This window comes from Pseudomonas batumici (assembly GCF_036585405.1).
Classification (GTDB): domain Bacteria; phylum Pseudomonadota; class Gammaproteobacteria; order Pseudomonadales; family Pseudomonadaceae; genus Aquipseudomonas; species Aquipseudomonas batumici.
In genome coordinates this window covers 4,564,454-4,588,663 of record NZ_CP144470.1, presented here as the reverse complement: position 1 = coordinate 4,588,663, position 24,210 = coordinate 4,564,454, and the positions used below count along the sequence as shown (strand labels likewise).

Genomic DNA, 24,210 nt, shown 5'->3' with positions numbered 1-24,210 from the left:
TCGACCTGCGCTTTATGGTGGCCGTGCGCAGGGCGCCTTCGGGTGCGCCGGGCCTAGTCACCGGTCTACTAACCTGCGTTCGGCCGCCACCCTTAAATCGTTTAGTAGCGATGGTAGCGGCTCCTTACTGACCGACTAGGAGTCACGCAGCATGTTCAAAATCACACCCAACCCACCGGGAATCTCCGGTATCGAAAGCATCGACCCACAAGCCGCTGATCGCGCTTTGGCGTACTACATACTGCCTCAGGGCGGCAGTCCAAAACGTTCGGGCACCACAGGAACACAAGACAAAGCCCCTGCCCCGCAAAGCCGAGAAGAAGCCCTCGTCAACGCCAGTTCAATCCTGGATTCCGCTGCCGCCACTGCCTATGAGAATGCAGATAACCTCACTGGTGCGAATCGCAAGGTGGCGATGGGAGTAGTGCATCTGATCGAGTTGGCTCAACGGCAGGTAGACTCAGTAATTGAAGAGCTGCCCGCGGGGGTAACAAGCTGACAGAAAGGCGCGCGGCAAAAAGGGGAGCACGCTCCCCTTTTCACTGACTAAATATCCTCAGTCCAAATGCATCCAGCCCAATTCGCGACGCAGTGCGTGACTTACGTTTTATCAGCGCCAACGACTCACCCGTGCGGGATACCCGAGTGAGCGTTAACTTATACTCACCTACCGATTCGCACAAAAACGTAGCCATCACAGGGAAGCGTCCATGCCCGTTCCAACTTACGATCAGTTCATCGAACCCATCCTGCGTTTTCTCGCTACCAAATCCGATGGTGCACTCGCCCGGGATGCCCATGAAGCGGCAGCAAAAATGTTGCATTTGTCCATAGAGCAACGTGAAGAACTGATCGCCAGTGGGCAGGCCACCTATAAGAACAGAGCAGGCTGGGCGCACGATCGGCTCAAGCGTGCCGGCCTTTCCAGCAGCGCTAAACGCGGGTATTGGAAATTGACTGACGCGGGTGTGGCCTACGCCAAGGACCACCCAGCCCCCCTGCCGTCCGATGAAGTGGAGCATTTAGCCATTGGCTATATGAATGTGAAGCTGAAGGTTGCCCCCGACGCCACCCCGCTTGATGACGAAACGCCTGTTGAACCTGACGTCACCTCTGCCACCGCTAGCCCGGATGACCGGCTGGAGCAAGCACTCCAGGAATTGCGCGACGCCACAGCTGCCGACCTTTTGGATCACTTGTTACAGGTCAGCCCCAACCGCTTCGAAGTAATCGTGCTGGATGTTCTTCATCGCCTGGGATACGGCGCCAGTCGCAATGACCTGCAGCGTGTCGGCGGCTCCGGGGATGCTGGCATCGATGGCATCATCTCGCTCGACAAGTTAGGGTTGGAGAAGGTTTACGTTCAAGCCAAGCGCTGGCAGAGCACAGTGGGCCGCCCTGAGCTGCAGGCTTTCTACGGTGCACTCGCTGGGCAAAAGGCCAAACGTGGAGTGTTCATTACAACCTCTGGTTTCACCGCAAATGCTGTCGATTTCGCGAAATCGGTGGACGGCATTGTGTTGGTGGATGGCACACGACTGGTGCATCTGATGATGGATCATGAGGTAGGTGTTACATCGCGATTGTTGCGGTTGCCTGCGCTGGATCGTGATTACTTTGATGAGGAGTGAGCGCGAGTCATCTGGCGACCAGCCCCCCGATGACACTTGCAGGGCTGGGCTGGGTACGGGATAACCGGACAAAACTCTTAGATGAGTGGAAAAAATGTCATCCATGAAACGCCCTCGCCTGCAGGCTGTGCAGGCGCACCCGAGTTTCACGCTGAAGCTAACCTTTGTGAACGGGCAAGTTTTCGACCTGGATCTGAACAACGATATCAAGCACTACCCGGGCTTGAATCCATTGCGCGATGCTGAAGCGTTCGCTGGTGCGGCCATTGGCGACGCTGGCTGGACCGTTGAATGGCCGGAGCTGGATATTCAGATCGGCGCTGACACGCTGTATCTAGATGCCTTGGAGCGGGGGACGACTTACTTAGTGACTTCCGCAGTGACTTCCGCGGTCGCCCATCGAGCCCCGACTAATCGGGCCCGATGGGCGACCTGCGTAAAAAAGCTCAAATCGCCCGTGTCTTGACCACTCATCGTTAACCAGCAAACCGGAGACCGAAATTTTCCGACGTGTCGCTAAAACGCGATTTCAGCGACGCGTTCTTCTTTCATGTCGCCGCCAGCGACAGATCGTCAGAGCATATCGCGACCTTAAACGTGTGCTCGGGTGGTCAGATCTACGCCGAATGCTCGCATCACCGCCAGCAGGGTTTTCAGGGTGGGATTCCCCTTATCGCTGAACGAGCGATAAAGCTGCTCACGAGACAGTCCCGACTCACGGGCCAGATCGGTCATGCCTTTAGCTCGGGCAACAACTCCCATCGCTTGGGCGATATAAGCTGCATCGCCCGTTTCGAAGGCATCTGCCATAAAAATAGCAATCGACTCAGGGTCGCTTAGCGCGGACGCAGGATCATAGTCATAGAGAGGTTCGTTCATTCTGGACTCCACTGGCTCGCCAGGTTTTTCGCTATTTCGATATCACGGCTTTGAGTACCCTTGTCACCACCGCACAACAAAATGACAAGCTCGCTCCCCCGCTGCTGGAAATAAACCCTGTAACCCGGACCATAGTGAATTCGAAGTTCGCTGACACCCTGGCCCACAGGAGAAACATCACCCAAAAGGCCATTCGCCAGCCGAAAGACACGTGCTGCGATTAGGGCCTTAGCTTTGTGATCTCTGAGCTTCCGTTCCCACGCCATGAAGGTCGCAGTCTGTTTTATCTCAAGCATCTGCCCTCAGTGTAGTTTAAAGACTACAGTTTAAGAACCCCCCATGGACAATCAAACCGCCGCACCAACGTCCCTCAGCACCCGCCCCCAACGAATGGGCGATAAATAGGTTCAGGAGACAGGTCCGACAGGCAGTGACGGCGCTGAATGTGATATCGCAGTCGCCAGCAAGCAGGCTCCCATAGATAGACAGGAGCGGTGTTTTGCCTTGAGGGAGCAGGATGGAGGCCTTGGCCGAAACGTTATCGATTACAGGAAAGGGCTGATCCAGCGACGTCGGCGGAACGTGCCCTGCCTTGGGCACGCATCGTTAACCATCACACCGATGTTGTCTGTCGCCCAACATCCTCGTTGAGCATCAGCATTTTGGACCAAGCAAGAACGAAATTTCCGACGTGTCGCTAAAACGCGATTTCAGCGACACGTTCTTCTCTCATGTCGTCGCCAGCGACATATCGTCACCACGTGTCGTTAGGGATAATTAAACCGCCGAGCCAACGTCAGCTCTCCCGGTGCCCGCATCGGCAAAATGAACGACTCCATCTTCTCGTTCACCGTCCCCTCCTCCGTAATCACCGTGACCTTCGCCGTGGTCAACGGCTGCACGGCATTCTCCTGCCCACCGCTCTCATCATCGTCACTGCGATAACCGCCACCGAAGTAGTTCACGTAGATCAGGTACTGGCCCTTGATCGGCGCAGGCATGGAGAAAATCTCCGGGCCATACCCAGTAGTCACGTCCACATCCAACGCCGCGCCATTAGGTGCGACCCGATCGCCGTACCAGATATGCGCGCCATCCGGCGTCACCACGTGCAGGTCCAAATCGGTGCCGTCCGTATCCCACGACAACAGGATCCGCAACTTGGCCGGTGTCGCCCCTCCCAGATTGAGAAACTGCACCCGCTTGCGCTGCTGCCCATCCGGGCTACGCACTTCAACGCTGTTGCTGCCGGAGGGAAACGAAAACGGCCGGTCGAAATTCCCCGACTCATCGATCTTCAACGGCATGCTCACGCCATTGATGATCAGCTTCCCCGGCACCCTGGCGCTCTTCGGCGCGCCCTTGATCATGCCCATGATCCGCGCCGTATCCGCCTGACCCAGCGGGGTGTTGACCGACGAAGCCGGGTAGTTGACGGTCTGGCGGAAGTGTTCGCCCTCTGGCGAGCCGACGTGCCAGCCGCCCTTGGGGGTGTCGAGCTGAATGCCACTGTCGGCATGGGCCGCGTTCAGCACAAACAGCGCGCTGAGGAACAGGACAACGGTGGAGATGCGCAATTTCATGGCCTATTCCAGTAACAGGTGACGGGCAAGCCCTTCGACGTAATCTTCGTCCTGGCCGTTCGGATGGGCTTCGAACGCCAGGTGCAGGTATTCATGGGTCAGGTCGAGGCGGTCCTGTTGCGTCAGCACGCCACGCACATAGATGCGTTGGCGTTCGCGGTCGACATAAGGCCGACCATAGGACACCCGGCAGACGGCAAACTGGCTCAATTCGTTATAGCCAACCTCCTGGTCCAGGCGCTGGCGCCACACGCGACGCTGCTTGAGCAGCCACTCCTGCGCCGCCGGCAACGGCTCGCACGAGGCCACCGGGTTGTCCCAGCGGCTCAAGCTCGCACGCGGGTAGGCGTGCTGGAGGATCTGGTCGTAGCGCTCGCCGCCATTGGCCTGTTCCACCGCCTGTTGCCAGGACAGCTTGTCCGGGCCGGGTTGATCCGAGTGGTAGGTCACCGGGCTGCCCGCCAGCACCAGGTCGCTGGTCCAGGCCGCAATGCTCCGCGCCTCGACGGTGGCCGGGCGTGGGGCGATGCGCTGACGGCTGCTGCTGTCGTCGATGCTCAGGCAGTCGCCGCTACGGCCGGCGTTCTGCAACAGGTAGGTGCGGATCGCCACGGCCAGGGCCTTGGCGGCTTCGACCGGTTCACTCTTGGCTTCGCGCTGCAGCACACGGGCGACGTATTCCTCGCGGTCCAGCCGCGCCACCAGTTGTGGCTGGCCAGCGTTCTGCAGCAGGAAGAGTTCGCCCGCGCTTTCGATTTCCAACTGGTTGCCGTTGGCAAAATCGACCCGGTAGTGACCTTGCAAGGCACCGCTGGGAGCGGCCTGGCCGTCAGCGCGGGTGACGCCTTTCAGTGGGTAGCGAGAGAACAGGTCGACCTGCACGCAACGCCCGGCATCCTCGGACGACGGCGATGGCAGGAAGCTGCCCAGCACATCCGAGTAGTGCCGCAGCACCATCTGGCTGGTGCCGCGACCGCCAACCCAGAGTGGCGTACCGTCTTCCAACCAGCCGGCAAAACCACCCTGGCGCGACTGCGGGTCCTGGTCGCCGAGCCAGCTCCAGGTCTTGACCCGCACGCGCCCGCCCAGCAGCGCCACCGCCTGGCCGTCGGCGGCATTGAGCACCACGTCCAGCAGCAGTTTGCGCGTCGGTTCCTGGGCCGGCAGCGTACGTAGCGCCTCCAGCAGTTGCACCACCGGCACGCGGGTCTGCGGTTGCAGTTGATCGAGGGTGAGCAGCCAGTTGGGTGCCTGACGCGCCTGCCAGTAGTCGCGCCATTGGCCGACATCGATCTTCAAGCGCTTGGGATCGAAGTACAAACCACAGGAACGGACCAACGCAGCATCCCGGGCGATATTGCCGCCCGGGGTGCAGCAATAGACTTCCTCGTGATCCTGGCCGTGGCAGTCGTAGGCCGGCTCTTTCTGATCCGTGTCCACCAACCAGGCATAGACGAAGAGTTTCCACAGGCTGCCCAGCGGTGTTTGCAGATCAGCCGGCAACGGCTCGCGGCTGAGCACCTGGGTGGTGTTCAGGTTCACCAGCTCGTAGCCGTTGGCGGTTTTCCAGGCCAGACGCACGGGCGCCTCCTCCGCCGTCGCCAGCAGAGGAAGGATGCACAACAGTAGCCAGGCCAGTGGACGGGTCATGTCATTCAACCGTGATTTGCCCAAGGGCCGGCTTCTGTTCCTGGGCCTGATGCTCCGGCGCATAGATCTGGCTGAAACGCGCCGGCGGCAACTTGAACTGGCCCTTCTGCGAGAAGCGGATCAGGTGGCGCAGGCGCACTTCACCGTTGAGGCTGTTGACCGGCACGCCGTAGGCCATCTGCCCCGGCTCGAAGTGCGCCTTCTCCAACGGCGTGGCTTCGGCACCGGCCAGCCCGGCGAGGTTGACGCCCCAGGTGGTGCGCTCGACATCCGCGCCCGGCGGCAACGGCACTTCAAGCATGCCGTAGCGCAATGGTTTGGCGCTCTTGGTGGTGAGGATCACTTCGTCCAAATAGAGGCTATCGCTGGACAACGGTTTGTCACCCACGGCCTTGAGGCTGAAGGTGTAGGCATCGTCGCCCGGCACCAGTTCCAGCAGGCGGCGCTTGATCTGCACCGGCAGGTCGTCCGGGACTTTCTGCTGGCTCAGGTAGCTCAGCTTGGCCCGCAACGGACGCTCCTGCGCACCGCCCAGGGTCAGCACGCTCGGTACACCGGAGCCCTGCCATTGCCAGTAGTTTTCACCGGTCCCGCCCTGGCGCGCTTGCCAGCCTTCGCCCGGGGTCAGGTTGACCATTTTTGGGGTCTGCTCGATGCTGCGTTGCAACCAGGTCAGGGCCAGGGCGCGCTCCAGGGTGGATTGCTGTGGCAACAGCCGTTGCAACAGGTCCTGGGCCTGGTCGGCGTTGAACGGTTTGAGCGACAGGTTCAAGGCACTGGCGAACGGTTGCGAGCTGGCACCCAGGCGCTGCTCGGCCGCGGGCAGTTGCTTGCTGAAAGCATCCGGCAAGGCGACTTTGCTCTGCCGTGCCAGGGCGGCGGTCAGCACCCGCGCACTGGCCAGGCCCAGGGCCGAATCCGGTGCGCTCATGATCAGGCTGTCCTCGCCGTCATCCATCAGGTTGGCGTCAGCGCCCTCGCCGGCTTTCGCCAGCTCGTTCATCAGGCCGCTCAGCAAGGTGTTCACCGGCAGTTGCATGTCCTTGGCGAACGACAGCACCAACGCCCGTTGCAGCAAAGGCGTGACGGTGGCCTGTTTGCCGTAGACATCCAGCACCCGCTGCCAGTGCTCCGGCGGCAGGCTGATGCCCAGGGCCTTGCTGGCGTGCCAGTCGGCGTAATAGGCATAGCCGGTCAGGAAAGCATCCGGAGTGACGTCTTCACCCCACCAAGTAAACCAGGCGTCCGGCCCGGCCATCGAGACCAGGCGCAGGCGACTGTTCTGCATGATCAGCCGCAAGCGGTCACGGACCTGGGCGTTGGCCGACAACGCCGGGTAGGCGATGCTCAACGGCAGCAGCTGACTGGCAGTTTGTTCGACGCCGCCATACGGGTAGCTGAGCAGGTCGTCGAGGCTGGCGCGGAACAGCGCTTGCGGGCTGTCGTCGAGGCGCAGGCGAATATCGCTGGCGTCCGCCGGCAGGCTCAGCGGGGTGTCGCCGCTCGCCACGCTGAGGCTCTGGCTTTGCGTCACTTGCCAGCCGTCACCCACGGCACTCAGGCGTACTGCCAGGGCATCCTGGGGTTTGCCGTCCTGTTGCAGCTCGGCGCTCCAGTCGCCGCTGCTCAACGGGGTCGCCGGCAGCGGGATGTAGTTGATGCCTTTGTTCAGCGACAGCGGCAGGCGCTGTTCCTGGCCGGCGTAGCGGATCAGCAGTTCGGTCTTGACCGGCTTGTCGGCCTGGCTGAAGGCGAACAGGCCGAGCTTCGGCTGGTCGCCCGTGCGGAAGTGGGTCGGGCCGCTCCATTTCAGGTACAGCGGTTTGTCGGAACGGATGAACTGGTTCTTCTGTCCCACCTGCCCGGCATCGGCGATGGCCCGGGCGGTGATGCGCCAGCGGGTCAGGGAGTCCGGCATGCGGAAGGTGAAACGCACCTTGCCGTTGGCGTCGGTAACCAGCTCCGGTTGCCAGGCGGCGGTGTCGACGTCTTCGCGACGCGGCCGCTCCAGCACTTTCACCCCACGTTCGCTGCGGTTGGCCTTGCCCGGCGCGCCAGGGCTGCCCGGCAATGCCACGTCGTAGCTGATGAACGACAGGCTGGCGCTGGTGCGCACGTTGTTACGCCGTGGGTGGTAGAAGAACTGGTCGATGCTCGGCGCCACTTCCGGTTGCAGCGCGTAGATCATTTCATCCACCACGCTGACGGTCAGGTGCGCCGGAATCGGCTTGCCGGCGAACTGGGTGGTCAGGTCCACCGAAACGGTGTCGCCCGGCTGGTAGCTGTCCTTGTCTGTGGCGATGGCCACGTCGATCTGCGGCGTGGTGACCTTGAGGCCGGCGTTCTGGAAGCTGTATTCGCCACCCTTGGTGTAGAGCACCGAGAAGGTCAAGTTGGGCGCGAAGTTGTCCTTCACCGGAATCCGCGCACGGTATTGGGTGTCGCTGATTTTTTCCAGGCGCAGCCAGTCGGCGCCCTTGGACAGCAACGCGGTGGCCTCGACCTTGTCACGCTCCAGCGACAGCAGCGCGTCGTTGACCGGCTCCGGGAAGGTGATCAGCGCCAGGGCTTCATCGCCGGCCTGGTACTCGGGTTTGTCGAGGAGGATTTCCACGGTACCGGGCACGGCTTTCACCCCGTCGCCGGTCACCGAGTGGCCGGTGGCGCCGAGTATGCGTTCGTGGTCGTCCTTGAGCGACAGGTTGTAGGTGCCGGGACGGTCGAAGGTGACGCTGAAGCCCTTGTCGCCAGCAGCGAGTTTGCCGTTGCCGGTGGTCTGGTCTTCCAGACGGACCCAGGTGTAGGCGCTCGGCTTGCCGGCGTTGGGTTGTTCGACGGTGGATTCGCTGGCGTAGCTGAACGCGACCTTCTCGCCGGTGGCGCTGAAACGCTGCGGCGCCGACAGGCGATAGCGAGCCGCGCCGCGTTCGATAAGGATTTCCTTGGTGGTCTTGACCCGATACGCCGCGCCATCGCTGGCGAACACGGTGAGCATGTAGCGGCTGGGTTTCTCCGCCGCCGGCAGGTCGAGCACGGCTTGGCCCTTGTCGTCGGTGGTCAGTTCGGTGCTGGTCAGTTCCACCGGGAATTGCCCAAGATATTGCAGCTCGTTGTCGACCATCGACAGTTGCTGGGCGCGCAGGCTCAGCTGCACACGGGCATCGGCCACCGGCTTGCCGTCCGGGTAGAGCAGCAGCAATTTGCCCTTGATCGGCTCGCCGGTACGGAAGTCCTGCTTGGCCAGGTCCATGGAGATTTCAAAGTGCGGTTTGATGTACTCGGCCACGCGGAAGGCGCTGCTGTAGGTCTGGTCGCGGTAGGTGAAGCGCAACTCGTAGCCACCGGCCACGGCGTTGTCCGGTAGTTGGAAACGGCCCTGGGTACCGGACTTGGCATCCAGGTTCAGGTCCAGGGTCTGCAACGTGGTGCCGGTGGCATCCAGCACGCTGACGCGCACCGGGGCGGTGGTCGGGTTGACCGAGTCACGGGCGTTCTTGAATTCGCGGCCGACGATCTTCATCGACACCCAATCCCCCGGCCGGTATAGCGGCCGGTCGGTGAAGGCGTAGAGCTTGGTGTCGTAGATTTCGCTGTCGTAGTAGAAGTTCTCGGAGACGAACACGCCGCCCTCGTCGTCCTCGCCGATCATGAACGAACGTTCCGGGCTGACATGCTTGAGGCGCAGCAGGCCATCGGCATCGGTCTCGCCGCTGCTCATCACGCCCAGGCCGTCGGTCCACAGCACCTTGACCTTGGGCACCGAACTGCCTTCATGCTTGCGCGCCGCCCATACCACCAATTCGTCACCGGCAATCTTGCTCACGGCCACGGTGTTGGAAACGAACACCACGGTGGTCGCGCGGTATTTGCCGATCAGCGCCTCCACCAGGTACAGGCCCGGCTTGAGTTTGCCCAGCGGCACATAGACGTTGCCGGGGGCGACGCTGATGAACTGGCTGGAAGAACCGGCCAGGTCGACACCCTTGGGCGGCTGGATCGGCTTGGCGTCCCACAGCGGGTAGCGGAACTGGCTGACCAGCGGCAGGCCGGGCAGCGGCGCATATTGCGGGTGGTTGTCGTAAGGGGTCGGTGCGGCGATGGCCGTGCCCATTTTCAGTTCCGGCACTTCCTCGGTCACTTGCTTGCGCGACTCGTAGGAGAACGCCCGCTGCATCACGCGACGGGACTTGCGGTACCAGTTGTCCCACAGGTAGGCCAGGGTGTTGGACAGGCCTTCGCCCTTGAACTGGCCATCGCTGACCACCCGGTGCAGGTTCTTCTGGCGTTTGAGGAACTCCAGCGGCTGGTCGATGCGATACACGCGGATATCCGCGCCGCCGTAGGGCTCCATGCGGAAACGCCGGTAGTCGCGGCCCGGTGCTTCGAGGCGGACCAGGGCCTGCTCGTCGCTGGCGAAGCTGCTATCGGCCAGCAGGAAGAAACTCTCGCCGGATACCGGCGTGTAGTTGCTCGGCGGCACCGAGTCATCGGCGGCACCGGCGACAACCGGCACCAGCACGGCCAGGGCGAAAACCATTCGGGAAAACAGACGCATCATGGGAGACCCGTTCATCGAGAGAGGAAGTTCAGCCGGTAGACGCCGATGAAGTTGGGGTTCGTTGCATCGGGTATCCATCGGGTGTCCTTCCATGTCATGAGTTGCTGCACGCTGGCGGAGCGCATGCCGTTGTCGGTGGGGGTGGTGGTGCCGGTGTGATAGGCGATGTTGCGGCCCATCCAGATCATCAGGTGCTGGTCGTCGCCCTGGTCGAAGAACAGCAGGTCGCCGGGCCGCGCCTGGTTGAGGTCGCGGCTGACCAGCTGGCTGTTGAACTGGATCAGCTTGATCGCATTGACGTAGGGCCCGACCTTGCCGCCGCCCTGCTGCCATTGCTGGGCCAGGTTGCGCTGGGCCTCGCTCAAGGTTAGCTCGGGCGGCAGGTAGCGGTTGGACAGGCCATTGGCCCGCAGCCATTTGTCATCGTGTTTTTTCAGCGCTTCGTTGGCGGCGAAGCGCACCAGGCCGGCGCAGTCCTGCTGGTACCAGCGCGGGCTCGGGCCCTGGGTCAGTTGCTCCTGGGCGATGCGCACGAACCAGGCGCGGAACACCTGGGACTGCTCGACATCCAGGGGCGCTGTTTCAAGGGCGAACGCCGGCACACTGAACGCGGTGTTCAGTAATAGCGCCAGCCAACCCAACCTCTTGAACAGAGGAATCACATTGCCCGCCATTGCAGAGGCAGCCATTGCCAGTGGCCGTCCGGCTCGCTGCCTTCAGGCAGGGTCAGGGCGTACTTGCCGAAACCGGCGAGCTTTTGCAGCTTGGGAATCAGGTGGGTCTGCGCGGCGTTGCGGAACACCGGCTCCATGTCCTGGGGCAGGCTGTCGAGGGTTTCCTGCTGCATCAGTTGCGCCAGGGAATCCGGGCCGAGGTAGACCGGCATCAGCACATCCTTGGGCAGCACGTCGGCCAGCGGCGGGAAGTGCTTGTCGAGGGTGCCGAGGGCCTTGTCCACCAACTTGTCGTCCAGGGAGAACAGCAGGGTCGAACCGTGCCGCGCCAGGCTTACGCGGAAGAAGCCCTTGCCGGTGATGGCGTCGGGGTTCTCGGCGTCCTTGGCGGCGTACTGGCCGAAGGTCGAGCTGACCTGGCGCTTCCACTGGTGGACGCTGTCTTTCTGCTGCTCGTCGATGGGGAACAGGCCACCTTCGACATTGCTTTCCTTGCTCCCGACCATGGAGCCGAACAGCTTGCCCAGATCGGCGTCGAGGCTGTCGTTGGACTTGGTCAGGTTCGCAACCAGCAACGGGGTGTAGAGGCGCGAGTCGGCGTACCAGCAGAGACCGGCGGCGCCGCTCATGTGCTCGGTGAGTTTCTGTGCGGTGGCTTCGTCGGCACCCAGTTTGACCAGCAGCGGTTGCTGCTGCTCGGCGGCCAGCGGCAGGGCCACGCAGGCGCTGGCGCCCACCGGCATGGCTTGCCAGATCGGCTTGAAGTCGAAGTCGGCGGGTTTGTCCTGTTCGTCGAGGGCGAGGAAGCTGTGCCAGCCCTTGTCGTCCATGTCCAGGCGCAGGCCGGCGAAGTTGGGGATAAAGCGCTGGTAACCCATGGCCAGGACGCTGGAGGCGACCGAGATACGCTGCTTCACCGTGGTTTCGCGAGGCTTGAGGCCGAAGGCCTCGGGGAACAGTTTGTCGCCGTTGAGCAGCGCCGCCAGGGCCTGGGTCGAGACATCGCCCGGTACTAATTCGCTGTCGTCGCTGGTTTGCTCGTAAAGCCGGTCCGGGTTGGACAGCACCACCAACTTGTCGCCACGGGACGCAAACAGCAATGCTCTGTTGGCGTTGTAGGCCAGGCGATAGACCGCCACGCTGTCACCGGCCACTTTCACGTCGCCGACCTTGGTCAGTTGGGTGTCGTCCAGCGCCACATGGGCCAGGGGTTCGAGCAGCTTGGCCAGGCCGCCGCGGTCCATCACCAACAGGAAATCCTTGAGCCGACCGTCGGCGCCGCGCCACAGGGCGATATCCGCCGGCTGGTCGAAGAGTTGCTCGATCAGGTTGTCCTGCAGCTTGAGGTCATGCTCGTAGATGATCCGGCGCAGGCTGCCGATCAGGCCCAGGCGGTCGCCGTGGGTTTCGTAATAGAAGACGAAATCCTCGGTCAGGGTGTCGCGCAGGAACGGCACGCTGAGCAGGTCCTTGGGCAACTGGCTCAGCGACGCGGTTTCCAGCAGCGCATCCGGGCGGCTCACGCCGAGTTTTTCCATGGCCAGATCCGGCACCGGGGCAACGGGTTTGTGGTGGAAAAACCAGCCCAGGCCGCCGAGCACCGCACCGGCTACGCCAAGCCCGAGCACAAGGCCCAGCCAGCGGCGCGAGCCGGCAGGTTTGGTGGCGGCCGGTACAGCGGCGTCCGGGGAAGCTGTGTTATCGCTCATGTTCGCAAAGCCCATTCATCCGTGGAGCGGGATGTTCAATAGTTGAAGGTCTTGACCAGCAGCAGGTCGCCGATGGCACGCAGGGGCACGATGAAGCTCTCGCGCTTTTCATCGACGGTGTTTTCGTTGAGCACCAGGTTGATCTGCGAGGTGATGACCTCGTTCTGGTTGGAACGCTCGTTAAAGTTAAAGCCCTCGCTGGCGCTGTAGTTGCCCCAGTAGTTCACGTAGATCAGGTAGGTACCGTGCAGCGGCGCGGTCATGGTGAACATTCCCGGGCCGGGGCCGTCGACGCTGTCCGGGTCGAGGCCGCCGCCGTTGGTCAGCGCGGGATGTGCGTAGAAGGCATGCTGGCCGTCGGGGGTGATGATGTGCAGGTCGAGTTGGGCCTTGGGGTCATCCCAGGCGAGGACCACGCGGATACGCGCCGGGGTGATCTGCTTGTTGGCTTCGTAGAACTGCACGCGCTTGAGGGACTTGCCCTCGGAACTGCGCACTTCGACGCTGTTGGAGCCGGCTCCGAAGGCGTAGGGGCGCACGAAGCGGCCGGCGTCGTCGGTGTAGAGATTCAGCGGGCCGCCGTTGACCGACAGGATGTGCGGCGTGCGCGGGCCGGAGGGCGGATTGATCCGGCCTTCGATGGGTGTGCGGTTGCGCTGGATGCCACGGTCGATGGGCGGCGTGGGGTAGGCCACCTGTGGCGCGTCGTTACGGTTGAGCAAACCTGCGTAACGCCAGCCGCCGGTCGGTTCCTGAAGCTCGGCCGAGGGCTCGGCCCAGGCGGTCGTGGCCCAGAGGGCGATCAGGATGGGAAAAAACCGGCGCATCAACAGCCTCCTTGCGATGCCTCACAAAACCCTGCGCAAACTCCATAGCGCACTCTCGACACGGTACCGGTCAGAGAAGACCTGTCGATGACAGGTGGGGGAAGCGGCAGAGATTAGCGACTCGACGGTGCTTAGACAATGGAGGTAAAGCGCTATTTGTGAGGTGGCTCAGCAAATAAATCGGGAACCTTGCCGAAACCCCGGAAAGCCCCGAAAAACAAGGCAAATGGCCACTACTCGAATCAAGCGTTGACGGCGGATTTAGCGGTATTTCGGGCATGCCGCGAGGTGAAGAACACCACCACCAGCGCCAACCCGAAAAACACCGCCGAACTGGTGGCGCCCACGGACAATGCATGGCTCAAGGCAAACCGCGCCTGGGCGTCAGCGCCCAGGTCCGCCGGAGCCGGCGACAGGCGCGCCGCCATACCGACAACTGCCACGATCACCGCCGTGCCCAGCGAACCGCCGACCTGATGCGCCACATTGACCAACCCCGACGCCGCCCCGGCATTCTGCGGCTCCACCCCGGCAATCCCGGCGCTGGTCAAGGGCACGAAGGCCGCGCCGCAACCGATCCCGAGAATGATCAACGGCAGCATCAGATGCGGAAAGTAGGCCACGTCCGAGCCCAGCCCGATCAGCAAGGCCATTCCCACCAGCGCCGTCGCCAGCCCGCAGAACAGCATCACTGCCGAACTCATATGCCGCGCCAGCCATTTCACGCCGTACACCGACATGGCGAACTGGGTCAGGGTCAGCGCCAGAAACGCCTCACCGGCCTTGAGCGCGCTGTAGCCCAGCACTTCCTGCACATACTGGATCAGGAAGAAGTAGGTCCCGACCATCCCGCCCACCAGCAGCATGCGGCTGACATAGGCACCGGAGCGCTCGGCACTGGCGAACAGGTGCAACGGCATGATCGGCTGTTCGGCCCGCCGCTCGATCCAGACGAACAGGCTCAGCAACACCAGGGCGCAGGCCAGCGCGCCGAGGGTCAAGGCATCATCCCAGCCCTGGGCGCCAGCCCGGACGAAACAGTAGACCAGCGCGCTCATGCCGAAGGTAACGGTCAGCGCCCCCGCCAGGTCGAAGTGACCGGTATGCCGCTCGGTTTCCGCCAGGTAACGCCAGGCCAGGGCCAGCAGGACAATGCCCACCGGCAGGTTGATGAACATCACCCAACGCCAGGACAACAGGTCGGTCAGCACGCCGCCAAGCACCAGCCCCAACGCGCCGCCACCACCGGACACGGCGGTGTAGAAGCTGATGGCCCGCAGGCGCTGCGGACCCGGTGGGAAGTGGGTCATCATCAGCGCCAGGGTCGAGGGCGCCAGGAACGCCGCGGCAATGCCCTGCACACCCCGGGCGAGCAACAGCTCATGGGCCGACTGGGCCAGGCCACCCAGCAGCGAGGCCAGGGTGAACACCGTCACCGCCACCAGGAACACCCGCCGCCGACCCAGCAGGTCGCCGGCCCGCGCGCCGAGCAGCATCATGCCGCCGAAGGCCAGGGTGTAGGCGTTCTGCACCCAGGTCAGGTCGGGCAGCGACAGGTCCAGGGCCTTTTGAATATGCGGCAAGGCGGTGTAGAGCACGGTGACGTCGAGCACGATCATCAACTGGCAGGCCAGGATGATCAGCAGCAGGACACCGGAACCGGGAACACGAGCGGAAGAAGACGCCATGGACGACAGCCTTATGGGTAGAAGCGCAGGGGAACATCGGGGCGACGAGAGGGAAATCCGTGTCGATCATTCATCCTTGATCGATGGACTACTATAAAGAGGCGGTTTTGTGCCGACTAGCGGGACAAACCGGGATGCCCTGCGCCGAAAATCGGGACAATCATCCGGTGCCGGTCTCTATCGGGCCCCTGACTGCCAACCCCTCGCATTTGCCCCGAAACCCGCTGTCTGCTAGTGTCGCGCCCGTTCAACGCCTACCGAGATCGCCGCCATGGCCCGCAAAAAAGCTTCCCTGGACTTCGAGCAATCCCTTGCCGACCTGCAAACCCTGGTCGAACGCCTGGAGAACGGCGAGTTGTCGTTGGAAGACTCGTTGACCGCCTTCGAACAAGGTATCCGCCTGACCCGCGACTGCCAGGGCGCCCTGGCCCAGGCCGAGCAGAAGGTGCAGATCCTGCTCGAGCGCGACGGCGAGCTGGCCGAAGAGCCCTTCGACGCGGAACAAGCACAATGATCAAAGCCTATCAGGCCAGCAGCCAAGCCCGGGTCAACGCCGCGCTCGATACCCTGTTCAGCGCCCCTGGCCCCGAACTCGCCCGTCTCTATGAAGCCATGCGCTACAGCGTGATGAACGGCGGCAAGCGCGTCCGCCCACTGCTCGCCTACGCCGCCTGCGAAGCCCTCGGCGGCAAGCCCGAACAGGCCAACGGCGCGGCCTGCGCGGTGGAACTGATTCACGCCTATTCGCTGGTCCACGATGACCTGCCGGCCATGGACGACGACGACCTGCGCCGCGGCCAGCCGACCACTCACAAGGCGTTCGACGAAGCCTGCGCGATCCTCGCTGGCGACGGCCTGCAAAGCCTGGCCTTCAGCGCCCTGCTCGACCCGAGCCTGAGCGACCTGAACGCCGACATCCGCCTGACCATGGTCACCACCCTGGCCCAGGCGGCCGGCCCCGCCGGCATGGTCGGCGGCCAGGCCATCGACCTCGGCTCGGTGGGCCTCAAGCTCGACCAGAACGCCCTGGAAACCATGCACCGGCACAAGACCGGCGCGCTGATCGAAGCCAGCGTCAAGCTCGGCGCCCTGGCCAGCGGACAGGCGCAAAAGGACGAATTGCGCGCCCTGCAGGCCTACGCCCAGGCCATCGGCCTGGCCTTCCAGGTGCAGGACGATATTCTCGACGTGGAAAGCGACACCGCGACCCTGGGCAAGCGCCAGGGTGCCGATATCGCCCGCGACAAACCGACCTATCCGGCCCTGCTCGGCCTGGACGCGGCCAAGGCCTACGCCCTGGAGCTGCGCGACCAGGCCCTGCACGCCCTGCGACCGTTTGACGCGTGCGCCGAACCGTTGCGCGAGCTGGCCCGTTATATCGTCGAGCGTCGCAACTGATCCGGGCGCTGCGCTCAAGACCGCATATCGGCCAACTTCGACGCTCCGCGTGGGCAGCGTGCGATGCATCAGGTAAACTGCCGCCTCTTCTATACCTATAACGATTCGCCTGATGCCCACGACGTTCCATGAGATTCCCCGCAAGCGCCCGACCACGCCCCTGCTCGACCGTGCCGACACGCCGGCCGGCCTGCGCCGGTTAGGTGAAGCCGAGCTGGAAACCCTGGCCGATGAACTGCGCCAGGAGTTGCTCTATTCGGTCGGCCAGACCGGCGGGCACTTCGGTGCCGGCCTCGGCGTGATCGAACTGACCATCGCGTTGCACTACGTCTTCGACACCCCGGACGACCGGCTGGTGTGGGACGTGGGTCATCAGGCGTATCCGCACAAGATCCTCACCGGTCGCCGCGAGCGCATGCGCAGCCTGCGCCAGAAAGACGGCCTGGCCGCTTTCCCGCGCCGTTCGGAGAGCGAGTACGACACCTTTGGCGTCGGTCACTCCAGCACCTCCATCAGCGCCGCGTTGGGCATGGCCATCGCCGCCCGCCTGCAGAACAGTGATCGCAAGGCCATCGCGGTGATCGGCGACGGGGCCCTGACCGCCGGCATGGCCTTCGAGGCGTTGAACCACGCGCCGGAAGTCGACGCCAACATGCTGGTAATCCTCAACGACAACGACATGTCGATCTCGCGCAATGTCGGCGGCCTGTCCAACTACCTGGCCAAGATTCTCTCCAGCCGCACCTACGCGAGCATGCGCGAAGGCAGCAAGAAAGTGCTGTCGCGCCTGCCCGGCGCCTGGGAAATCGCCCGTCGTACCGAAGAATACGCCAAGGGCATGCTGGTGCCCGGCACCCTGTTCGAAGAGCTGGGCTGGAACTACATCGGCCCGATCGACGGCCATGACCTGCCGACCCTGATCGCCACCCTGCGCAACATGCGCGACCTCAAGGGCCCGCAGTTCCTGCACGTGGTGACCAAGAAGGGCAAGGGCTTCGCCCCGGCGGAAGTCGATCCTATCGGTTACCACGCGATCACCAAGCTCGAACCCCTGGACGCCCCGGCCGCCGCGCCGAAGAAGGCCAGCGGACCGAAATACTCCGGCGTGTTCGGCGAATGGCTGTGCGATATGGCCGCCGCCGACCCGCGCCTGGTGGGCATTACCCCGGCGATGAAGGAAGGCTCGGACCTCGTGGCCTTCAGCGAGCGTTTCCCGCTGCGCTACTTCGACGTGGCCATTGCCGAGCAACACGCGGTGACCTTCGCCGCCGGCATGGCCTGCGAAGGCGCCAAGCCGGTGGTGGCGATCTACTCCACCTTCCTGCAACGCGGTTACGACCAGTTGGTGCATGACGTCGCAGTGCAGAACCTCGACGTGCTGTTCGCCATCGACCGCGCGGGCCTGGTGGGCGAAGACGGCCCGACCCACGCCGGCAGTTTCGACCTGTCGTACCTGCGCTGCATTCCCGGCATGCTGGTGATGACCCCGAGCGACGAGAACGAACTGCGCAAGATGCTGACCACCGGCCACCTGTACAACGGCCCGGCGGCGGTGCGTTACCCACGTGGTACCGGGCCGAATGCGCCCATCGAGAAGGACCTGGAACCGATCGAGATCGGCAAGGGCGTGGTTCGCCGTCGGGGCAGCAAAGTGGCGCTGCTGGTGTTTGGCGTGCAATTGACCGAAGCGCTGATCGTCGCCGAGAAGCTCGACGCGACCGTGGTCGACATGCGTTTCGTCAAACCACTGGATGAAGCCCTGGTACGCGAGATTGCCGGCAGCCATGAGTTGCTGGTGACCATCGAGGAAAACGCCATCATGGGCGGCGCCGGGGCAGCGGTCAGCGAGTTCCTGGCGCGTGACAACCTGCTCAAGCCGGTGCTGCACCTGGGCTTGCCGGATGCCTACGTCGAACACGCGAAACCGGCGCAGATGCTGGCGGAGTGCGGGTTGGATGTGGCGGGGATCGAAGCGTCGGTGACCGAGCGGATGCAACTGCTGGGGCTGTGATCCTTGCAGGAGCGAGCTTGCTCGCTCCTGCAAGATCGATTGATCAGCCCAACTGACGCGGAATGCGGTACAGGTAGAACAGCACCACGGTGGACAACACCAGCAGCATCAACGGCACCGCCTCCAACCCGACGAACACCGCCAGGGTGCCGATCCAGGTCGGCAGGGCGGCCACCACCAGGGCTTTGCGCCGCACGTTCGCCACTTCAATCCACGCCGCCGGCTCTTCCGGTGTATCCAGCGCCGCCTGCGTCGCGATCAGCGAACGTTTGTAAGCCCCGAAAAACCGCAAGCTGACAAACATCGAAGCCACGCCGGCAATGAAAAACGGCATCGCCAACACCGGCAACAGCGGCTCTGCCTGAGCGAAAAGCCAGTTCGCGACAAACAGCGGCAGCACACTCAACACCAGCTGTTTCCACCAGCCCACCGCCAGCCGCCGCTTCACCTGGCCACGGGTCACGCCGGATCGGCCTCGTTCTGATGCTCGTTGCCCATCATATGACCGAGCTTGCCGGCCTTGGTCGCCAGGTAGTGTTTGTTATGCGGGTTCTGTCCGGTTTGCAGCGGCACGCGCGCGGCCACGTTGATGCCCATCTCGGTCAAGGCCTTGACCTTGCGCGGGTTGTTGGTCATCAGGCGCAGGGCCTGGATGCCCAGGTGTTCGAGCATCGGCCGGCAGATGGCGTAATCGCGCAGGTCGGCGGCAAACCCCAGGCGCTCGTTGGCCTCGACGGTGTCGGCACCGCCGTCCTGTAATTCATAGGCACGGATCTTGTTCATCAGGCCGATGCCCCGACCTTCCTGGCGCAGGTACAGCAAGACGCCACGCCCTTCCTTGGCAATCGCCCGCAGGGCCGCCTCCAGCTGGGAGCCACAATCGCAGCGCTGGCTGAACAAGGCATCGCCAGTCAGGCATTCGGAATGCACGCGGCCAAGAACCGGTGCGCCATCCGCCACGTCCCCCAGGGTCAGCACGACGTGTTCACGGCCCGTGGCTTCTTCGAGAAAGCCATTCATGGTGAAGGTCGCAAAGGGAGTGGGCAGTTTGGAAGCAGCGACGAAAACGACGGGCACCGTGTGCTCCTGATCAGTGTGAGGACTGGAAATTCGCAGAGGTCGCATTGTAACAGCAGGTTCCTACAGACGCTTAGGCAGAATTGTCCATGATAACTATCAATAAGTTTGATTCGTTAGCACCGGCACCGGCAGGCTGTCGAACGGATAAGGTTGCTTCCAGTGCTCGAAAATGGCCCGCAACTCGCCACTCTTGACCAGTTCCTCCATGCGCTGATCGTACAAGGCCATTAACGCCCGCCCTCGCGCCGTGTTGGCGAACCCCAGGTACAGCGGCAGGTCCAGCAAGTGGGTGCGCTGGTACATCTCCGGGTGCGCGGCCTGGCCCAGCACCTCGTTCACCTCCGACAACGCGTCGATGTAGTAATCGACATGACTCTGAGACAGCATCGACAAGATCCCGTCCCGCCGCACGACTTCGTTGTAATGGCGGATATTGGGCAGGTAGTGCTGGTATTTGTAGCCGCGCATCCAGGCCAGACGATAGAGGCCGAGGGTTTCCAGGGACGGTTGCGGATTGCTCGCCAGCCCCAGGGCATAGAGATGATCGACATCGAAATGCCAGCGCGGAAAAAGAGCGCCCGCCACCTCATTGCGATAGGCCGCCACCCAGGCATCTGCCTCGCCCCGCTGCACCAGGCCGATCGCCCGGGTATAGGGCTCGATGCTGATCAATACCTTGACGCCCTTGGGCTCGAAGATCTCGCGCATGACCTCCCAGGCCATGCCGCGCCCATCGGCACCGGTGTAGTCGACCCACTCCTCGCTGGCGAGATGGATCTGTCCGGGCAAGGACGTTTCTTCACGGGCCTGAACGACATTTCCGGCAACGCCAGTCACCAACAGACAGAGCAGCAACACCCACAACCGACAGCGAGACATGCCTGAATCCTCAGGTGAAGAGGTGCACCAGCCCTTGCATGGCCAACCAGGCGAAAACCCCGGCGAGGACGTCGTCGAGCATGATACCGACACCACCCTGGACATGCCGGTCGATCCAGCGGATCGGCCAAGGCTTGAGGATATCGAAGAAGCGGAACAGCACAAAACCCGCCAGCAACCAGTACCACCCCTGCGGCACCAGCCAGAGGGTGATCCACATCCCGACCATCTCGTCCCAGACGATGCCTTCGTGGTCATGTACCCGCAGATCGTCGGCGACCTTGCCGCACAGCCAGAAGCCGAACAGCGTGGTGACACCGAGCATCAGCCAGTAGCCCCAGCCCGGCAACATCTGCCATAACGGCATGAAGGGCAGCGCCACCAGCGAGCCCCAGGTACCCGGCGCCTTGGGCAAGGTGCCGGAGCCGAAGCCGAAGGCCAGGAAATGCCAGGGGTTGCGCCAGACCGACGGCGGGACCTGCTTGGAATGATCTGTCACGGTGTCTCCGGAAAATGTTGGTAGCCCCGATGCGCCGGCGTGATGTCGCGACCGGTAGCGTCCACCAGTACCACGCCCTGCCCGGCCAGCACCTGCCCGATCACCCGCACCGAGCCATGCGCCGCCAGCACCCCGGGCAACTCGCCCGGTGGCAGGGTGAAGGCCAGTACATAGTCGTCGCCACCGCTGAGGGCCGCCTCGCGGGCGCCATCCTGGCCAAGAAAGGCCAGCAATGCCGAAGACAGGGGCAAGGCTTCGCGCTCCACCCGCAACCTGACGGAGGATGCCACCGCGATATGTCCGCAATCGGCCAATAGCCCATCGGAAATATCCAGCGCCGAGCTGGCCTTGTTACGCAAGCACTGTCCCAGCGCCAGTTGCGGCTTGGGCGACCAGTAGTGGTCCAGCAGCGGCTCGGCAATCGCCGGCGCCGCGGTACGCTGTCCCAACACCAGCGGCAAGGCCCCCGCCCCGTTGCCCAGGTCGCCACCGACACACAGCAGGTCGCCGACTTGCGCGCCGCCACGGGTCAATGCCTGCCCCGTCGGCACTCGGCCGAACACCGTCAGCGTCAGGCACAACGGCCCACGGGTGGTGTCGCCACCGATCAGGCGCAAGGCACACTGCTGTGCCATCAGGTTCAACCCATGGGCAAAGGCTTGCAGCCAACTGGCGTCGTTATGCGGCAGGGTCAGGGCCAGGGTAAAGGCCAGGGGCGTGGCGCCCATGGCGGCCAGGTCGCTGGCGGCCACGGCCAGCGCGCGCTGGCCGAGCAGGAAAGGGTCGCAAGGGTCGGCGAAGTGCACACCGGCCACCAGGGTATCGGTGGAAATCGCCAGCTGTTCCCCGGCGGGAACGCTGAGCAGGGCACAGTCGTCGCCGATGCCCAGGGCAACGCCCTCGCCGCCCTGCGCACAGGGCGCGGCGGCGAAGAAATTGCGGATCAGCTCGAACTCGCCCATGCAAAGGTCAAGCGCGGATCAGCGCTTGAACGCCTTCACTTCAGCTTCACGCAGGCGCGGCGCCAGCTTGTCGAGCACGCCGTTGACGAACTTGTGGCCGTCGGTGGAACCGTAGACCTTGGCCAGTTCGATCCCTTCGTTGATCACCACGCGGTACGGCACGTCGACGCGCTTGAGCAGTTCCCAGGTGGACAGGCGCAACACCGCCAGTTCAACCGGGTCCAGTTCTTCGATCTCGATGTCCAGGCATGGCTTGAGGGCGGTGTCGATCTCGGTCTTGAACTGCGGAACGCCGTGGAGGATTTCACGGAAGTACGCGCCGTCGACATCGGTGAAATCGTTGTCGACCCGGAACTGCGCCTCGATCTCGTTCAGCGACTGCTTGGCCATGTGCCACTGGTACAGCGCCTGGGTCGCGAGCTGACGGGCATCGCGACGCTTGGCGCTCTTGGAGGGCTTGCCAGCGCCTTCGGGTTTCGGCTCGCGCGGGTTGAAACGATCGCTTTCGTCGCTAATCACACAGCCTCCAATTGCGCCAGCAGGCTGACCATTTCCAGGGCGGAAAGAGCCGCTTCGGCGCCTTTGTTACCGGCCTTGGTGCCGGAACGTTCGATGGCTTGTTCGATGGAGTCGACGGTCAGCACGCCGAAGGCCACCGGCACGCCGAATTCCATGGAGACCTGGGCCAGGCCCTTGGTGCATTCGCCGGCCACGTATTCGAAGTGCGGAGTGCCGCCACGAATGACCGCGCCCAGGGCGATGATGGCCGAGAAGTCGCCTTTCTGCGCGACTTTCTGTGCCACCAGCGGGATTTCGAAGGCGCCAGGTGCACGGATGATGGTGATGTCGCTTTCGCTGACACCGTGGCGAACCAGGGCGTCAACGGCGCCACTCACCAGGCTTTCGACGACGAAGCTGTTGAAACGGCCGACCACCAGGGCATAGCGGCCTTTGGGGGCGATGAAGGTACCTTCGATGGTCTTCAGGGTCATTCGACAATTCTCTTAAAGAGCCGGAGCGCGCCTAGTACGCGCCCCTCAGGGATATTTGAACCGCGAATCAAGGGCCGCGAGCAGCCGGTCTTTATTCGGAGGGCACGTATTCTACTACTTCCAGGTCGAAACCGGATATCGCATTGAACTTCATCGGCGCACTCATCAGGCGCATTTTGCGTACGCCCAGGTCACGCAGGATCTGCGAACCGGCCCCGACAATGCTGTAGGTGGTCGGTTTTTTCGCCGAGGCGTGCTCGCCGGTTTCGCGGATATGCGCCAGCAGGACGTCGCCGTCCAGCGGGTGACCGAGCAGCAGCACCACGCCGCTGCCGGCCTCGGCCACCGCGGCCATGGCGGCGCGCAGGCTCCAGCGCCCGGGTTGCTTGACCATCAGCAGGTCGCGCAGCGGGTCCATGTTGTGCACCCGCACCAGGGTCGGTTCTTCGGCGCAGACATGGCCCAGGGTCAGGGCCATGTGCACGTCGCCTTCCACCGAATCACGATAGGTCACCAGGGTGAAATGCCCCAGTTCGCTGTCCAATGGCTGCTCGGCAATCCGCTGAACGGTACGTTCGTGGATCATCCGGTAGTGGATCAGGTCGGCGATGGTGCCGATCTTGATGTTGTGTTCGGCGGCGAAGGTTTCCAGTTCGGCGCGACGGGACATGGTGCCGTCGTCGTTCATCACTTCGCAGATCACCCCGCTCGGTTCGAAACCGGCCATACGCGCCAGGTCGCAGGCGGCTTCGGTGTGACCGGCGCGGGCCAGGGTGCCGCCGGGCTGGGCCATCAGCGGGAAGATGTGGCCGGGGCTGACGATGTCTTCGGCCTTGGCGTCCTTGGCGGCCGCCGCTTGCACGGTACGGGCGCGGTCGGCGGCGGAGATGCCGGTGGTCACGCCTTCGGTGGCCTCGATGGACACGGTGAACTTGGTGCCGAAGCCGGAACCGTTGCGTGGCGCCATCAGCGGCAGCTTGAGCAGCTCGCAACGCTCGCGGCTCATGGGCATGCAGATCAGGCCACGGGCGTGCTTGGCCATGAAGTTGATGTGCTCGGCCTTGCAGCATTCGGCGGCCATGATCAGGTCGCCTTCGTTCTCGCGGTCTTCGTCATCCATGAGGATGACCATCTTGCCTTGGCGAATGTCTTCGACCAGTTCTTCAATCGTGTTGAGCGCCACGCGGCAC

22 protein-coding genes and 1 pseudogene are annotated in these 24,210 nt (G+C 63.3%); 6 read left to right on the top strand and 17 right to left on the bottom strand.

Going from position 1 to position 24,210, the window contains the following annotated elements; translation table 11 throughout:
* Positions 1–151: 151 nt before the first annotated feature.
* The 3 genes and pseudogenes from NUH87_RS20880 to NUH87_RS20870 all read left to right on the top strand — a co-directional run.
* Complete coding sequence (locus NUH87_RS20880) at positions 152–499, top strand: DUF6124 family protein (RefSeq protein ID WP_338522521.1); 348 nt, start codon at positions 152–154, stop codon at positions 497–499.
* Positions 500–710: 211 nt separating this feature from the next.
* The gene (locus NUH87_RS20875) at positions 711–1,631 is read left to right on the top strand and encodes a restriction endonuclease (RefSeq protein WP_338522520.1); all 921 of its coding nucleotides are present in this window, start codon (positions 711–713) and stop codon (positions 1,629–1,631) included.
* 94 nt (positions 1,632–1,725) lie between these two features.
* Positions 1,726–1,992, top strand: a pseudogene (locus NUH87_RS20870) (DUF2442 domain-containing protein); the annotation flags it as partial.
* A 230-nt stretch (positions 1,993–2,222) separates the two neighbouring features.
* Here the strand turns inward: NUH87_RS20870 and NUH87_RS20865 are convergent.
* From NUH87_RS20865 to NUH87_RS20825, 9 genes are all read right to left on the bottom strand, one after another.
* Positions 2,223–2,510, bottom strand: a complete 288-nt coding sequence (locus tag NUH87_RS20865) for an addiction module antidote protein (RefSeq protein WP_338522519.1) — start codon at positions 2,508–2,510, stop codon at positions 2,223–2,225.
* A complete protein-coding gene (locus NUH87_RS20860) occupies positions 2,507–2,806 on the bottom strand; it encodes a type II toxin-antitoxin system RelE/ParE family toxin (RefSeq protein ID WP_338522518.1) in 300 nt (99 codons plus the stop codon). Before NUH87_RS20860 ends, NUH87_RS20865 begins: the two co-directional genes overlap by 4 nt.
* A 471-nt stretch (positions 2,807–3,277) precedes the next feature.
* Positions 3,278–4,093, bottom strand: a complete 816-nt coding sequence (locus NUH87_RS20855; RefSeq protein WP_338522517.1) for a YfaP family protein — start codon at positions 4,091–4,093, stop codon at positions 3,278–3,280.
* Positions 4,094–4,096: 3 nt separating this feature from the next.
* Positions 4,097–5,743, bottom strand: coding sequence for a DUF2300 domain-containing protein (locus NUH87_RS20850; RefSeq protein WP_338522516.1), 1,647 nt, complete (start codon positions 5,741–5,743; stop codon positions 4,097–4,099).
* A 1-nt stretch (position 5,744) separates the two neighbouring features.
* Positions 5,745–10,316, bottom strand: coding sequence for an alpha-2-macroglobulin (locus NUH87_RS20845; RefSeq protein ID WP_338522515.1), 4,572 nt, complete (start codon positions 10,314–10,316; stop codon positions 5,745–5,747).
* Positions 10,313–10,975 (bottom strand): DUF1175 domain-containing protein, encoded by a 663-nt coding sequence (locus NUH87_RS20840; RefSeq protein ID WP_422393950.1) that lies wholly within the window; start codon positions 10,973–10,975, stop codon positions 10,313–10,315. The genes NUH87_RS20845 and NUH87_RS20840 overlap by 4 nt, the downstream gene beginning before the upstream one ends.
* Positions 10,960–12,684, bottom strand: a complete 1,725-nt coding sequence (locus NUH87_RS20835; protein WP_338522514.1) for a DUF2138 domain-containing protein — start codon at positions 12,682–12,684, stop codon at positions 10,960–10,962. The genes NUH87_RS20840 and NUH87_RS20835 overlap by 16 nt, the downstream gene beginning before the upstream one ends.
* Before the next feature lie 35 nt (positions 12,685–12,719).
* Positions 12,720–13,511 (bottom strand): YfaP family protein, encoded by a 792-nt coding sequence (locus NUH87_RS20830; RefSeq protein WP_040071231.1) that lies wholly within the window; start codon positions 13,509–13,511, stop codon positions 12,720–12,722.
* Positions 13,512–13,753: 242 nt separating this feature from the next.
* Positions 13,754–15,199 carry an MFS transporter gene (locus NUH87_RS20825; protein ID WP_338522513.1) on the bottom strand — a complete coding sequence of 482 codons (1,446 nt, stop codon included), beginning with the start codon at positions 15,197–15,199 and terminating at the stop codon, positions 13,754–13,756.
* Positions 15,200–15,470: 271 nt separating this feature from the next.
* Between NUH87_RS20825 and NUH87_RS20820 the strand changes: the two genes are divergently transcribed.
* The 3 genes from NUH87_RS20820 to dxs all read left to right on the top strand — a co-directional run bounded on the left by NUH87_RS20820 (position 15,471) and on the right by dxs (position 18,608).
* Positions 15,471–15,713, top strand: coding sequence for an exodeoxyribonuclease VII small subunit (locus tag NUH87_RS20820; protein ID WP_040071232.1), 243 nt, complete (start codon positions 15,471–15,473; stop codon positions 15,711–15,713).
* Positions 15,710–16,597 (top strand): (2E,6E)-farnesyl diphosphate synthase, encoded by an 888-nt coding sequence (gene ispA / locus NUH87_RS20815; protein ID WP_338522512.1) that lies wholly within the window; start codon positions 15,710–15,712, stop codon positions 16,595–16,597. The genes NUH87_RS20820 and ispA overlap by 4 nt, the downstream gene beginning before the upstream one ends.
* A gap of 112 nt (positions 16,598–16,709) precedes the next feature.
* Positions 16,710–18,608 (top strand): 1-deoxy-D-xylulose-5-phosphate synthase, encoded by a 1,899-nt coding sequence (gene dxs / locus NUH87_RS20810; RefSeq protein WP_338522511.1) that lies wholly within the window; start codon positions 16,710–16,712, stop codon positions 18,606–18,608.
* 43 nt (positions 18,609–18,651) lie between these two features.
* On the opposite strand, the gene NUH87_RS20805 is transcribed toward dxs, so the two are convergent.
* The 8 genes from NUH87_RS20805 to ribBA all read right to left on the bottom strand — a co-directional run bounded on the left by NUH87_RS20805 (position 18,652) and on the right by ribBA (position 24,203).
* Positions 18,652–19,071 carry an MFS transporter gene (locus NUH87_RS20805; RefSeq protein ID WP_338522510.1) on the bottom strand — a complete coding sequence of 140 codons (420 nt, stop codon included), beginning with the start codon at positions 19,069–19,071 and terminating at the stop codon, positions 18,652–18,654.
* Positions 19,068–19,685 carry a GTP cyclohydrolase II gene (gene ribA, locus NUH87_RS20800; protein WP_338522509.1) on the bottom strand — a complete coding sequence of 206 codons (618 nt, stop codon included), beginning with the start codon at positions 19,683–19,685 and terminating at the stop codon, positions 19,068–19,070. The genes NUH87_RS20805 and ribA overlap by 4 nt, the downstream gene beginning before the upstream one ends.
* 99 nt (positions 19,686–19,784) lie before the next feature.
* Positions 19,785–20,567 (bottom strand): ABC transporter substrate-binding protein, encoded by a 783-nt coding sequence (locus tag NUH87_RS20795; RefSeq protein WP_338522508.1) that lies wholly within the window; start codon positions 20,565–20,567, stop codon positions 19,785–19,787.
* Between the two features lie 10 nt (positions 20,568–20,577).
* Entirely contained in the window at positions 20,578–21,066 is a 489-nt protein-coding gene (locus NUH87_RS20790) for a phosphatidylglycerophosphatase A family protein (RefSeq protein WP_040071238.1), read from the bottom strand.
* Positions 21,063–22,028 carry a thiamine-phosphate kinase gene (thiL, locus tag NUH87_RS20785; RefSeq protein ID WP_338522507.1) on the bottom strand — a complete coding sequence of 322 codons (966 nt, stop codon included), beginning with the start codon at positions 22,026–22,028 and terminating at the stop codon, positions 21,063–21,065. Before thiL ends, NUH87_RS20790 begins: the two co-directional genes overlap by 4 nt.
* 18 nt (positions 22,029–22,046) lie before the next feature.
* Entirely contained in the window at positions 22,047–22,547 is a 501-nt protein-coding gene (gene nusB, locus NUH87_RS20780; protein WP_040071240.1) for a transcription antitermination factor NusB, read from the bottom strand.
* Positions 22,544–23,020: a 6,7-dimethyl-8-ribityllumazine synthase gene (ribE, locus tag NUH87_RS20775; RefSeq protein ID WP_040071241.1), complete on the bottom strand. Its 477-nt coding sequence runs from the start codon at positions 23,018–23,020 to the stop codon at positions 22,544–22,546. Before ribE ends, nusB begins: the two co-directional genes overlap by 4 nt.
* Before the next feature lie 91 nt (positions 23,021–23,111).
* Complete coding sequence (gene ribBA, locus NUH87_RS20770; RefSeq protein WP_338522506.1) at positions 23,112–24,203, bottom strand: bifunctional 3,4-dihydroxy-2-butanone-4-phosphate synthase/GTP cyclohydrolase II; 1,092 nt, start codon at positions 24,201–24,203, stop codon at positions 23,112–23,114.
* Between the last annotated feature and the right edge of the window lie 7 nt (positions 24,204–24,210).

What these genes read in the sequence shown, in the direction of transcription:
- NUH87_RS20880 (WP_338522521.1), top strand. Translation starts at nt 152, where the DNA reads ATGTTCAAAATCACACCCAACCCACCGGGAATCTCCGGTATCGAAAGC.
- NUH87_RS20875 (WP_338522520.1), top strand. Translation starts at nt 711, where the DNA reads ATGCCCGTTCCAACTTACGATCAGTTCATCGAACCCATCCTGCGTTTT.
- NUH87_RS20865 (WP_338522519.1), bottom strand. Translation starts at nt 2,510, where the DNA reads ATGAACGAACCTCTCTATGACTATGATCCTGCGTCCGCGCTAAGCGAC.
- NUH87_RS20860 (WP_338522518.1), bottom strand. Translation starts at nt 2,806, where the DNA reads ATGCTTGAGATAAAACAGACTGCGACCTTCATGGCGTGGGAACGGAAG.
- NUH87_RS20855 (WP_338522517.1), bottom strand. Translation starts at nt 4,093, where the DNA reads ATGAAATTGCGCATCTCCACCGTTGTCCTGTTCCTCAGCGCGCTGTTT.
- NUH87_RS20850 (WP_338522516.1), bottom strand. Translation starts at nt 5,743, where the DNA reads ATGACCCGTCCACTGGCCTGGCTACTGTTGTGCATCCTTCCTCTGCTG.
- NUH87_RS20845 (WP_338522515.1), bottom strand. Translation starts at nt 10,316, where the DNA reads ATGAACGGGTCTCCCATGATGCGTCTGTTTTCCCGAATGGTTTTCGCC.
- NUH87_RS20840 (WP_422393950.1), bottom strand. Translation starts at nt 10,975, where the DNA reads ATGGCGGGCAATGTGATTCCTCTGTTCAAGAGGTTGGGTTGGCTGGCG.
- NUH87_RS20835 (WP_338522514.1), bottom strand. Translation starts at nt 12,684, where the DNA reads ATGAGCGATAACACAGCTTCCCCGGACGCCGCTGTACCGGCCGCCACC.
- NUH87_RS20830 (WP_040071231.1), bottom strand. Translation starts at nt 13,511, where the DNA reads ATGCGCCGGTTTTTTCCCATCCTGATCGCCCTCTGGGCCACGACCGCC.
- NUH87_RS20825 (WP_338522513.1), bottom strand. Translation starts at nt 15,199, where the DNA reads ATGGCGTCTTCTTCCGCTCGTGTTCCCGGTTCCGGTGTCCTGCTGCTG.
- NUH87_RS20820 (WP_040071232.1), top strand. Translation starts at nt 15,471, where the DNA reads ATGGCCCGCAAAAAAGCTTCCCTGGACTTCGAGCAATCCCTTGCCGAC.
- ispA (WP_338522512.1), top strand. Translation starts at nt 15,710, where the DNA reads ATGATCAAAGCCTATCAGGCCAGCAGCCAAGCCCGGGTCAACGCCGCG.
- dxs (WP_338522511.1), top strand. Translation starts at nt 16,710, where the DNA reads ATGCCCACGACGTTCCATGAGATTCCCCGCAAGCGCCCGACCACGCCC.
- NUH87_RS20795 (WP_338522508.1), bottom strand. Translation starts at nt 20,567, where the DNA reads ATGTCTCGCTGTCGGTTGTGGGTGTTGCTGCTCTGTCTGTTGGTGACT.
- thiL (WP_338522507.1), bottom strand. Translation starts at nt 22,028, where the DNA reads ATGGGCGAGTTCGAGCTGATCCGCAATTTCTTCGCCGCCGCGCCCTGT.
- ribE (WP_040071241.1), bottom strand. Translation starts at nt 23,020, where the DNA reads ATGACCCTGAAGACCATCGAAGGTACCTTCATCGCCCCCAAAGGCCGC.